Source organism: Companilactobacillus sp. HBUAS59699 (assembly GCF_036913575.1).
Lineage (GTDB): Bacteria > Bacillota > Bacilli > Lactobacillales > Lactobacillaceae > Companilactobacillus.
The window spans coordinates 168,621-181,067 of record NZ_JAYKTV010000005.1; the positions used below are offsets into that span (position 1 = coordinate 168,621).

The 12,447-nt window shown below is 37.0% G+C and carries 13 protein-coding genes; 9 read left to right on the forward strand and 4 right to left on the reverse strand.

What is annotated here, in order from left to right:
• Positions 1–275: 275 nt before the first annotated feature.
• A complete protein-coding gene (locus U8519_RS10590) occupies positions 276–815 on the reverse strand; it encodes a hypothetical protein (protein WP_334330277.1) in 540 nt (179 codons plus the stop codon).
• The gene (locus U8519_RS10595; protein WP_334330278.1) at positions 812–1,705 is read right to left on the reverse strand and encodes a Cof-type HAD-IIB family hydrolase; all 894 of its coding nucleotides are present in this window, start codon (positions 1,703–1,705) and stop codon (positions 812–814) included. Before U8519_RS10595 ends, U8519_RS10590 begins: the two co-directional genes overlap by 4 nt.
• A 33-nt stretch (positions 1,706–1,738) precedes the next feature.
• Between U8519_RS10595 and U8519_RS10600 the strand changes: the two genes are divergently transcribed.
• From U8519_RS10600 to U8519_RS10615, 4 genes are read left to right on the forward strand one after another with little or no spacing between them, the layout of a single operon-like run.
• On the forward strand, positions 1,739–2,482 hold the full coding sequence (locus U8519_RS10600; RefSeq protein WP_442892145.1) for a uracil-DNA glycosylase: 744 nt from the start codon (positions 1,739–1,741) through the stop codon (positions 2,480–2,482).
• A complete protein-coding gene (gene pta / locus U8519_RS10605) occupies positions 2,482–3,450 on the forward strand; it encodes a phosphate acetyltransferase (protein WP_334330280.1) in 969 nt (322 codons plus the stop codon). The genes U8519_RS10600 and pta overlap by 1 nt, the downstream gene beginning before the upstream one ends.
• A 19-nt stretch (positions 3,451–3,469) precedes the next feature.
• Positions 3,470–3,949 (forward strand): tRNA (adenosine(37)-N6)-threonylcarbamoyltransferase complex ATPase subunit type 1 TsaE, encoded by a 480-nt coding sequence (gene tsaE, locus U8519_RS10610; RefSeq protein ID WP_334330281.1) that lies wholly within the window; start codon positions 3,470–3,472, stop codon positions 3,947–3,949.
• On the forward strand, positions 3,946–4,410 hold the full coding sequence (locus tag U8519_RS10615) for a GNAT family N-acetyltransferase (RefSeq protein WP_334330282.1): 465 nt from the start codon (positions 3,946–3,948) through the stop codon (positions 4,408–4,410). The genes tsaE and U8519_RS10615 overlap by 4 nt, the downstream gene beginning before the upstream one ends.
• Here the strand turns inward: U8519_RS10615 and U8519_RS10620 are convergent.
• Positions 4,407–4,943: a 3'-5' exonuclease gene (locus tag U8519_RS10620; RefSeq protein WP_334330283.1), complete on the reverse strand. Its 537-nt coding sequence runs from the start codon at positions 4,941–4,943 to the stop codon at positions 4,407–4,409. The two genes, U8519_RS10615 and U8519_RS10620, sit on opposite strands and share 4 nt — an antisense overlap.
• A gap of 17 nt (positions 4,944–4,960) precedes the next feature.
• Entirely contained in the window at positions 4,961–5,713 is a 753-nt protein-coding gene (locus U8519_RS10625) for an exodeoxyribonuclease III (RefSeq protein WP_334330284.1), read from the reverse strand.
• A gap of 114 nt (positions 5,714–5,827) precedes the next feature.
• On the opposite strand from U8519_RS10625, the gene murB reads away from it, so the two are divergent.
• The 5 genes from murB (at position 5,828) to glmM (ending at position 12,300) form a co-directional block, all read left to right on the forward strand.
• A complete protein-coding gene (gene murB, locus U8519_RS10630; RefSeq protein ID WP_334330285.1) occupies positions 5,828–6,727 on the forward strand; it encodes a UDP-N-acetylmuramate dehydrogenase in 900 nt (299 codons plus the stop codon).
• A 29-nt stretch (positions 6,728–6,756) separates the two neighbouring features.
• Positions 6,757–8,883 (forward strand): cation:proton antiporter, encoded by a 2,127-nt coding sequence (locus U8519_RS10635; protein WP_442892146.1) that lies wholly within the window; start codon positions 6,757–6,759, stop codon positions 8,881–8,883.
• Between the two features lie 69 nt (positions 8,884–8,952).
• Entirely contained in the window at positions 8,953–9,819 is an 867-nt protein-coding gene (cdaA, locus tag U8519_RS10640) for a diadenylate cyclase CdaA (protein WP_334330287.1), read from the forward strand.
• On the forward strand, positions 9,797–10,930 hold the full coding sequence (locus tag U8519_RS10645; protein WP_334330288.1) for a CdaR family protein: 1,134 nt from the start codon (positions 9,797–9,799) through the stop codon (positions 10,928–10,930). The genes cdaA and U8519_RS10645 overlap by 23 nt, the downstream gene beginning before the upstream one ends.
• Positions 10,931–10,947: 17 nt before the next feature.
• Complete coding sequence (glmM, locus tag U8519_RS10650) at positions 10,948–12,300, forward strand: phosphoglucosamine mutase (protein WP_334330289.1); 1,353 nt, start codon at positions 10,948–10,950, stop codon at positions 12,298–12,300.
• Positions 12,301–12,447: the final 147 nt, after the last annotated feature.

Below are 12,447 nucleotides of genomic sequence, written 5' to 3' on the forward strand. Positions count from 1 at the left end.
TGTGGATATTTCCGCAGGCCTTCAGCTATATGGATTAATTACAAAAAATCGCACATCACGACAAACGGATAAATGATATATCCAAATTGTCGTGATGTGCGATTTTTAATTTGTAAAGTATAAAACCAGGTAATTACTTTATTTAGTTACTGCCAAGTATTAACTTGGACGACTTTGAAGACTATAGGCTTCAAAGCGAGGCTTAAGACGAAGACTTAAGCAGGTCCCAGGGCAGATGGAATTGTTTTCCACTGTCGGCGGCACAGCAACCACTATCAACATTTGTTTTTAAAATTAAACAACGATAATTTCGATTTAAAACCGATATTAACATCCGTGTCTGGTTTAAGGTTAGGAACTTTGATGTACTTATCTAAGAAGATAGCAACCATCGTACCAACTGGACCGTTGTCCATTTCATTGATATCAATTTCAAGGCCAGGATGACCCTGTCCCATAATAGTTGGCTGAACTTTCATTATTTCTTCACCTGCTTGTACAGCGTGATATTTAGAGATAACTAAGTTGCCAATAATATTCCAATTTATCTTTGATAGATAAACATATTTCATATCTATCATGGGCAAAGCATTGATCGTAGCTACTTCTTCACCGTTTACTTCGATTGAATAAATCTTCAAGAAATTATTCTTAAGTTTGATTTCTCCAATCTTAGTATTAAGTCGATTGTACAATTGGATCAAAAAAGGATTGTCTTTATCACGCGAAGCAATAAAAATAGTTTCTTTATTCTGATTTGTAATTACAAGAATATTTCCCACCATTAAATCTGCTTTGCGTATATAAAGTTTCATTCCACTTGACCCTCCATCTCATTTTGAGCGATAACCTTTTCGATAATTTGGGCAACACCGTCATTAGCGTTGCTGTCAGTGAATTCATCAGCCATTTCTTTGATTTCTGGAATAGCATTTTCCATTGCGACACCAACACCAGCATCTTTGATCATTGAAGCATCGTTAAGATTGTCACCGATCGCCATTGTTTCTGACTTCTTAATACTCTTGGTTTTAGCGTACTCCATCAGTGCAATCCCTTTTTGAGCATCGATACTGTTAACTTCGATATTATTAGGGGATGAGGATGTAACGATGACATCTTTTAATGATGCATGAATTTCATCTTTTAAAGGATTCAACTTAACATCACGATCGTCTCCAGAATCAAAGGCTAATAATTTCATAATTTTATATGATTCGTCACTGACGATTTTATCGTAACTGTCAACAAAAGTCATCGGAGTCATCTTGATACGTTCCAAAGTATCAGCGTATGCTTGTTCATAAGTTGTTCCAGGATTAAGGCTGACTAACAATTGAGCTAGACTAGAAACTCTTAATTCTTTATTATCAGAAAAAATCTTTTTGTCAGTAACTATTTCAAAATAAATATTATACTTATGGAATAATTCGACGATTTTTTTCTTTGCTTCACTAGAAATAGGATTACTGGAGACAAGATTCTCATTATTATCGAAGACTTCAGCACCGTTAAGAGTGATGAAACCTGGATGTACACGATCTTTTAAAAATGGTTTTGCTTCACTGAGGCCACGTCCCGAAGCAATTAGGAATTCAATTCCATTAGCTTCGGCTTTTTTAATAGCCTGAATATTACGTTCGGATACTTCCATTTTTTCGTTTAATAAAGTTCCGTCCATATCTGATGCAATTAATTTAATCATAAAGTTCCTCCGAATGCGTTATTCTATAATTGAATGTTACCATATTTTAAGAAAACATATACAAGGACAGTAGGTGTAAATTTGAGAACATTGATAAAAAATGATTGGCAAGAGGTTTTAAATGGAGAATTTGACAAACCGTATTATCAGAATCTGCACAATTTTTTAAAAAAAGAATATAGTACACAAACGATTTATCCTAATATGTATCATATTTTTCAAGCTTTTATTTGGACATCTTTTTCAGATACTAAGGTAGTGATTTTGGGACAAGATCCTTATCATGAACCTAATCAGGCTATCGGTTGCAGCTTTGCGGTGGCACCAGGTGTAAGAATTCCACCATCATTAGTCAATATTTATAAGGAACTACAAGACGATGTGGGCTGTAAGCCGGTTAATCATGGTTATCTGAAGTCTTGGGCTGATCAAGGTGTATTACTGCTTAATTCTGTTCTAACGGTTAGAAGAGGACAGGCATACTCACACAGAGGTAAAGGTTGGGAACAATTGACCGATTATGCGATCAAGGCGTTGTCTGACCGTGGCAAGGTAGTTTTCATTCTCTGGGGTGGTGCCGCAAAGAGCAAAATTCCGTTAATTGATAAATCTAAGAACACAATTATTTCGTCGCCACATCCAAGTCCATTATCCGCATATCGAGGTTTTTTTGGTTCAAATCCATTTTCTCGAACAAATAAAGCGCTTTTATCCTATAATGAAAGGGTAATCAATTGGCAATTACCTGAAGTTGTCGATGAAATGGAGGAGAAATAATGGATTTATTTGAAAGTCTTAAGAACAAAATTGATGGGAAAAATTTAACTATTGTATTGCCTGAAGGTACAGAACCTCGTATCTTAGGCGCTGCAGTTCGTCTACAAAAAGATAATATTCTTAAACCAATTTTATTAGGAAACAAAGATGATATTACTAAGGTTGCCAGTGACAATTCTTTTGATATTACTGGTCTCCAAATTATTGATCCAGAAACTTATCCTGAATTTGATGAAATGGTTGAAGCTTTCGTTGAACGTCGTAAGGGCAAGAATACCAAAGAACAAGCTTTGAAGATGTTGAAAGATAATAATTACTTCGGTACAATGCTTGTCTATATGGATAAGGCTGATGGTATGGTATCAGGTTCTGTTCATTCAACTGGTGATACTGTTCGTCCAGCACTTCAAATCGTTAAGACAGCTCCAGGAAACTCAAGAATCAGTGGCTCATTTATTTTGCAAAAGGGTGACGAGAGATACATGTTTGCTGACTGTGCTATCAATATCAACCCCGATGCTCAAGGCTTAGCTGAAATTGCTGTTCAAACTGCTAAGACAGCAAAACTCTTTGATATTGATCCAAAAGTTGCTATGCTTAGTTTCTCAACTAAGGGAAGTGCCAAGAGTGAAGAAGTAGATAAAGTTTCATTGGCAACTGAATTTGCTCATGGGCTTGATGCTGATCTTCCAGTTGATGGTGAATTACAATTCGATGCTGCTTTTGTACCAAGTGTTGGTGCACAAAAGGCTCCAGGTTCAAAAGTTGCTGGACACGCTAACGTCTTCGTATTCCCTGACCTACAATCAGGTAACATTGGTTACAAGATTGCTCAAAGATTCGGTGGATTTGAAGCTATTGGACCTATCTTGCAAGGTTTGAACAAACCAATTTCTGATTTATCACGTGGATGTAACGAAGAAGATGTATACAAGACATCAATTCTTACAGCTGCTTTAGCACTTTAATTTTTTAATGGAGAATTATATGACTGAATATCAACTACAAACACATTCTTATCAAGATACAGAATCTTTAGGTAAAAAATTAGCACCTTATTTGCAAGCAGGGGACGTCATTTTGATGAATGGCGATCTCGGTGTAGGTAAGACTACTTTTACTAGAGGATTAGCTCAAGGATTAGGTATCAAGAAAAATGTTAAAAGTCCAACATTTACTTTGATTCGTGAATATCAAGATGGACGGTTGCCGCTTTATCACATGGATGCATATCGATTGGAGAGTAGTCCAGATGAAGATCTAGGGTTCGACGAATACTTTAATGGTGATGGCATTACTATTGTTGAATGGCCACAGTTTATTAAGGACGAAGTACCGGATGATCACATGTCGATCAATATTAAACGTCTTGAATCAGATGATGATCGTCAAATTACGTTCAAATTGTATGGTGATCGATATGAAAAACGCAACTTCGGAGATTTGATGAATGGAGATCCTGAATGAGTGAACAATTAACATTACGAGAGGCAATTCCAACTGATGCTGCTAACTTATTAACTTTTTTGAAGCGGGTCAGTACACAAAGTAATTTTATTGAGCATGCTTCCTTGAACGAAGTTACTGTTCAAATGGAAGAAGAATCAATCGATGCAATTTATAATTCGACCAAGAATGAATTGATCGTAGCAATTTTTGATGATGATATTATTGGTTTTTGTAGATTGGAAGAGATTGTTGAAGGTGTTGCTGAATTCGGTGTAGTCGTTGATTCTGATTTCTGGAATAATGGGATCGCGTCATATTTAACTGAAGAAGCCCTTGATTGGGCTAGTGATTCAGTATTAAACAAATTAAAATTAGAAGTATACAAAAATAACCCTGCCGCGATCCATATTTATCAAAAGTATGGATTTGCAACAGAGTCAGAGACAGATAAAACGATAATTATGTCAAAGATGGTTTAGCTAGTTAGCTTAACCATCTTTTTTATTTGTTCCGTACCGAATTCTTGCTCAGTTTTTAGTAAGATCTCAGCACAGGCAATACTATCAGCTAAAGCATTGTGATGATGCTCTAAGTCAATGTTTAGATTTTGTGAAACGGTATCTAATTTGTGATTTGGTAATTGTGGATAAAATTTGCGGCTGGTTTTTAAAGTATCGATTGTCAGATACTTAGGTGCAAAAATACCGTAATTTGTTAATGTATTCTTCAAAACACTATTGTCGAAACTAGCATTGTGAGCAGCAACTAAATGTGAACTGTCGAATAGTGGTTGAATGTGTGTCCAAACTTGATCAAACGTTGGTGCATCTTTGACATCGTCAGGTCGAATGTGATGAATCTGAATATTTCTAGGACTGAAATATTCTTGTGGATTGATCAGTGTGTAAAAACTGTCGACGATCTTGCTATCACGTACTAATACCAGTGCTAAAGAACAGGCACTAGTACGATGTCCGTTGGCAGTTTCAAAATCCATGGAAACAAAGTTCATATTAAAACTCCTTAGTATTATATGTTTAGATCTAATTCGATTGGGCAGTGATCTGATCCGTAAACATCGGTTAAGATGTCAGCATTATCGATCATGTCTTTACCATTGTTGGAGACTACAAAGTAGTCAATTCTCCAACCGGCGTTATTTTTACGAGCATTAAAACGATAACTCCACCAAGAATATTTGATTTCATCAGGATGTAAATAACGAAAACTATCAATGAAACCACTATTTAGTAATTCAGAGAACTTGTTACGTTCTTCATCTGAAAAACCGGGATTTTTATGGTTCGTTTTATCATTCTTAATATCGATTTCTTCGTGGGCAACATTTAGATCACCGCACAGAATAACAGGTTTATCTGCAGATAGACGTTTCATATATTCTCTTAGGGCATCATCGTAGTGCATTCTGAAATCGAGACGTTTTAATTCTTGTTGAGAATTAGGCGAGTAACTATCGATTAAATAAAATTTGGGAAATTCAAGTGTTAGCGTTCGACCTTCGGTATCTAATTCGTCTACACCGAGTCCACGTGTAACATTGATAGGTTTTTCTCTTGTAAAAATTGCTGTACCGGAATATCCTTTGCGTTCTGCATCATAAAAATATTGTTCATAGCCTGGCAGATCAAGATCGATTTGATCTTGATGTAACTTGGTTTCTTGAACCGAAATGATGTCAGCATCTAATTGATCAACAATGTTTTTAAAATCCTTTTTGACGACGGCACGTAGTCCATTGACGTTCCATGATATAAGTTTCATTATTTAATCACCTCGAAACGATTATATCATTATTCCAGAACTTGGCAGTTCGTTATGATACATAGTATGTGCTAAAATTATAGATAGCTTACATATATTAAGGATGATGAAATTTTGAACTTTCCAATTGAAAAATTACCTAATATTGAATTTAAAACTGACGAACCATTGAGTAAGTATACTTTTACCAAAACTGGCGGAAATGCCGATACTCTTGCGTTTCCCAAAAATCGTAAAGAGCTAGTCGAAATCGTTAATACAGCCCGTGAGAATGATATTGCCATTACTATCATTGGTAATGCAAGTAATTTGATTATTAAAGACGGTGGCATACGTGGAGTTGTCATTATTTTGCCTAACTTTAAGAAGATTGAAGTTAATGGTAATAAGGTTACTGCTGAAGCTGGCGCCACGATCATCAATACTACGATTGCCGCACAGAAAGCCTCGCTAACCGGAATGGAATTTGCTGCGGGAATACCTGGAAGTGTCGGTGGTGCTGTCTTTATGAACGCTGGCGCATACGGTGGTGAGATCAAGGATGTCTTTGAATCTGCAGAAGTATTGTTGCCAGATGGAAAAATTGTAACGCTGACACATGACGATATGAAATTCTCATATCGTCATAGTTTAGTACAAGAAAATGGTGCAATCGTCATTAGTGCGACATTCTCATTGAAACCTGGAGACGGTGAAAAAATTCAGGCTGAAATGGACCGTTTAAATGCGCTTAGACGTTCGAAACAGCCGTTGGAATATCCAAGCTGCGGTAGTGTCTTTAAACGTCCAACAGGTCATTTTACTGGCCCACTGATCATCAAGGCTGGTTTGCAAGGAAGAATCATTGGTGGAGCACAAGTCTCTATGAAACATGCCGGATTTATTGTAAACCTTGGTGGTGCAACGGCAACTGATTACATGAACTTGATTCATTTGATTCAAAAAGCTATTAAATACCAATTTGGTATTGATCTTCATACTGAAGTTAGAATTATTGGTGAAGAAGTTAAATAATAAATCCAAAAAGAAAATAGGTGATGTCTGTGCAGATACTTGAATCAATTATTTTGATTCTTACATTATTAATTGTGGCGAATATCATTAGCCACTACTTCGTGTCGATTCCACCCAGTTTGATTCAAATTGCGGCCGGGATCTTGGCAGCGTTGTTTATGAATGTACAAATTTCGGTGGATACAGAATGGTTTATGTTGGCGTTTATAGCACCAATTTTGTTTAATGACGGGAATAGGTTTCCGAAGCGGGAACTGTGGAAACTCAAGGGTCCGATCCTGGGTAACGCCGTTATACTAGTAATAATTTCTACGGTAGTTGGTGGAATCATAGTTAAGTATTTGATCCCAACATTGCCTTGGTCAGTAGCCTTTACACTAGTGGCAGTCTTGTCACCAACTGATCCAATTGCCGTACAGTCTATTGCCAAGAAGGCACACATTCCTGATAAGCTGATGCACTTGATCAGTGGTGAAAGCTTGATCAATGATGCATCCGGATTGATTTGTTTCAAGTACGGTGTTGCAGCGACTGTAACGGGGATGTTCTCACTGAGAAGTGCAACAATGGACTTCTTTTACATATCGATCATGGGTGCTTTGGCTGGTGCCGTTATGATTTGGATCTTCAACGGTATTAGACTTTATTTGATTAATCAAGGTGTTGATGATTCGATTCTTCATGCTATTATTCAGATAATGATTCCGTTTATCATTTACTACATCGCTGAAGATGTCTTTGATGTTTCCGGTGTTGTGGCCGTAGTTGTAGCTGGAATCATGAATGTCTCTTCAAGCCGAACGGTCAGTGCCTTTTCTCCCGAAATACGACTGGTTACATCTAGAACTTGGGATTTAGTTGTGTACGTATTAAATGGAATTGTTTTTGTCTTGTTAGGGATCGAAATTCCATTTGCAATGGAAAAACTAGTTCACAATGACAATATCAGTACATTTGGAGCAATTGGTTTATCGTTTATCATTTGGATAATGTTGGTCGTTATTAGATTTATTTGGAGTTACGTTTATACGACTTTTTCCAAAAACGGCGACGAAGGTTTTGTTTTGTTCTCTAAGGAAAGATTTGACTATTGTCTAATGTCAGGAATCTCTGGTGTTCGTGGTGCGGTTACTATGGTCGGTGTTTTGTCGATACCTTTGACCATACGTGGCGGTGCGGCCTTTCCATCTCGAACATTAGTCTTGTTCATTGCTAGTACAGTAATTATCTTTAGTTTGATCGGTGCAACTATCTTGATTCCGTTAATGACAAAAAATAGTGCGCCAGTCGCCTATCGTGGTAATTCGTTTATTGACGATAACGTTAATATCGATGATGAAGCTGAAGATACTGAAGTTGTCGATACTCAGATCGAATTAGATCAATATCAAGCTAATAAGTTAGTCCTAGAAAAAACGATCGATAAGTTGAAGGATGAGAATGAAGAAGAGGAAAATATCGTTTATTCAACGGTAATCGCTGAATATTTGTATAGCTTACACAATCTTGGTATTCAGTCGAATTATCCTTCACCGATCAGTAAAAAACGTGTAAAGAATAAAAAAGATGCGGAGTTATGGGATATTTGCTTCAATTGTGAACTAGAAGCGCTTGAAGAATTGTATGCTCATGATGAAATATCTGAAGATTCTTACAATTCAGCTCTTAAAAAAATTGCTAAATACAAAAAAGAAATCGTTCGCCGGCGTTATAGTCAGTCGATCGAATTCTTTATTAATTATTTCAAAAAAACATATCGTGGAATTAAGAAGACGATTCGTCGTAGTTTTATCAAACGTGAAGAAGTCATTCAATTTGATCAAGATGCGATGAAAATCTCGATTGCTGGTGCAGAGCGAGCCTTAGCTAAGCTTCATGAATTAGATCAGAGTAAGCATGGTGGAGTAGCTGATAATTTAGTTTATGTTTTTCAACGTCACTATGAAGACCGTCTTGATCTATTGCAAGGTAGACATAAGCATCGTTCACCAGAATTCAACAGTGAACGGATAACTATTGAGATTCAAGCGCTGAGTTATCAACGTGCCTTCGTTCAAGATCTATTGGAACAAGGCAAAGTAAGCAAATCAACTGCTAATGAATTACGCCAAAATATTAATTATAGTGAAGAAGTAATCAATGTAGATATCGATTAATTGCTTGATGAACTTTTATAATTTTTATTGTTTGCTATAATTAATTCGAGCTGTAAAGGGGTAAAAATCATGAATTTTATACCAAGTAATATTTTTACATGGCAGAATTTAGCTAATTTGGTTGATATTTTAGTAGTTTGGTATGTCCTTTATAAAGTTCTTTCGATGATTCGAGGAACGAAGGCAGTTCAGCTACTAAAAGGTATCGTGATAATTTTCCTGATTAAATTAATTAGTTGGGCTTTGAATCTTCATACCGTTTCATTTTTAATGGATCAATTGATCAATTGGGGAATTGTTGTCATAGTTATAATTTTCCAACCTGAGATCAGACGTGGTTTGGAACACTTAGGTCGAATGCCTCTATTCAGTACTGCAAGTAATGAAGAAGGTAAGACTAAGAATCACTTGATTGAAAGTTTGGATCAAGCCATTCAGTATATGAGTAAGCGTAGAATCGGTGCGTTGATAACTCTAGAAATGAATACAGGCTTGGAAGAGTACGTCGAGACGGGTATCAAGTTGGATGCTGAAGTCACCGGCGCACTTTTAATTAATACTTTCATTCCGAATACGCCACTGCATGATGGTGCGGTTATCATTCGAAAAAACCGTATTTCAGTAGCGGCGGCATATTTACCGTTATCAGAAAGTAATACCATTCCCAAGGAATTGGGTACTCGTCACCGCGCAGCTGTTGGTATCAGTGAAGTTACCGATGCTATTACAATTGTTGTGTCAGAGGAAACTGGTGGTGTCATGATCACCAGAAATGGTCATATGATGCTAGATCTTTCCAGAGAAGATTACTTGAAATATCTGAAGGCACAACTTGCTGATCCTGAAGATGAAACAAGTCACTCAATCTTAAGTCTTTTCTCAATACGTCGAAAGAATGGAGGGAAGCAAAACAATGATGAAGAAAATAATAAATAGTAATTATTTCTATGCTTTCATTTCGCTTTGCGCCGCTATATGGTTATTTTTAACCGTTAGTTCTCCTGGAGTCGGCTCGACTAGAGACTCTAATCAATCTAGTACCTCAACTGTTAATACTAAGGCAACTCTAACGGTGCCTCTGCAAGTGCAGGCGAATACTAATGATTACTACATTACTGGTTATCCAGATAGTGTCAAAATAACGATCGAGGGTCCTTCGGCATTAGTTACAGCCACGAAGAATACTCAAAATTTTAATCTTTATTTAAATCTAAAAAAATTATCCACAGGCCAACATCGAGTACAGATCAAAGAAACTGGTTTAAACAGTGAACTGACGTATACGATCAAGCCTAAATACGTTGATGTAAACATTCAAAAACGTAAGACTAAGACTTTTGCGGTCGACGTTGATTACAGCAAGGATGCTTTAGCATCAGGGTATGAAGCAGGCAAGATAACCTTGTCTCCAGAAACCGTCAGTGTTACTGGTGCGGCGGCTGAAGTTAATAAAATCAAGAAGGTTATCGTTAAGCCAATCTTGCCGAAGGGAATAAAAACAACCTTCGATCAAGAAGTTTTAGTGCAAGCTTTGGATAAAAATGGTAAAACTGTTAATGTAACTTTGGATCCACAAACGGTCCATGTTAAAATTCCAATTAGTATGCCAAGTAAGCAAGTAAGTATTAATCTCACACAAAAGGGTAGTTCGTCGAATTCGAATTTCTCCTTTGAATCTGATGTGAAAACCATCAGAATCTATGGCACTCAAGATCAGCTTGACGCCATCGATGATTCAATTGATGTGCCGATTGATGTATCCGATGTGACCCAGGATACCAAGAAGACGATTAATCTTACTGATGCATTAGGGAATCAGATTGCAGCTGCTGATCCTGAAAGTATTGATGTTAATATTAGTGTTTCTGGAACTACAAACACAAATAATACTAATGGCAATAATGCATCGAATAACACTAACAATACGAATACTAATTCTAATAACAACAGTGGTTCTAACACCAACACTTCTAGTGATGATGATAGTTCCTCAAGTGGTAATAATGATTCAAATAACAATAACAATGAAAACAACGATGGAAAATAACGTTGGGGGTATTATTTATGACAAAGTATTTTGGAACAGATGGAGTAAGAGGAATAGCTAATAAGGAGTTGAGCCCGGAGCTTGCCTTCAAGTTGGGACGTTCTGGTGGTTATGTATTAACACAACATTCAGAAAACGAAAATGCACATCCTCGTGTTTTGGTAGCAAGAGATACACGTATCTCTGGTCAAATGTTGCAATCTAGTTTGATTGCTGGATTGTTATCAGTTGGTATCGAAGTCTTGAACTTGGATGTCATTACAACTCCAGCCGTAGCCTACCTAGTACGTGCTGTTTCTGCTGATGCCGGTATTATGATTTCGGCATCACACAATCCTGCTGAAGATAATGGAATCAAGTTCTTCGGTTCAGATGGTTACAAACTACCAGATGATGTTGAAGATGAGATCGAAGAATTATTGGATGCTAAAGAAGATACATTGCCAAGACCTTCTGCTGAAGGTTTGGGTAGCGTATCAGATTATCCAGAAGGTGCTCAAAAATATTTACAATTTTTGAAGCAAACATTGTCCGATGATCTAAGCGGAATGAAGATCGTTTTGGATACAGCTAATGGTTCAACTAGTCGTCTTGCTAGCACATTATTTGCTGACTTAAATGTCGATTTTGAAATCATGGCATCACATCCAGATGGAATCAATATCAATAAAAATGTTGGTTCGACTCATCCTGAACAATTGGCTCAAAAGGTTAAGGAATCCGATGCTGTTGCTGGATTAGCCTTTGATGGTGATGGAGATCGTTGTATCGCGGTAGATGCTGACGGTAATATTGTAGATGGTGATAAGATCATGTACATTTTGGGTAAGTATTTGCACGATGGTGGCCGTTTGAAGAAGGATACGATCGTAACTACTGTTATGAGTAACTTAGGATTATACAAGGCCATTGAAGCTAACGGTATGCACAGTGTACAAACAGCTGTTGGTGACCGTCACGTTGTTGAAGAAATTCGTGAGAATAATTACAACATCGGTGGAGAACAATCTGGACATGTTGTATTGTACGAGTATATGAATACTGGTGACGGTATGCTTACAGGTATCCATTTGTTACACGTTATGAAGGAGACGGGCAAGAGCTTAGCAGAATTAGGGTCACCTGTTAAGGTTTACCCTCAGAAGCTTGTAAACGTCCCTGTACATGACAAGGACAAGTGGAAAGAACATCAACCAATCCTTGATGCCATTAAGACTGTCGAAGACGAAATGGACGGAGAAGGTCGTGTATTAGTACGTCCTAGTGGAACTCAAGCGTTGTTGCGTGTTATGTGTGAAGCTGCTACTGAAGAAAAAGTAAATGAATTCTGTGATCAAATCGTTGAAGTAGTAAAGAACGAAATGAACTAATAAAACATAAATAAACATAATAGACCAGGGCGGTTGCCTTGGCCTATTTTTTTTACAAATCAGGCAATTATACCAATATTGGTATAAACCACATGTACCAATATTTTAAAATGTCTATAAAACAAAAATAAAATCATTGACAAATCA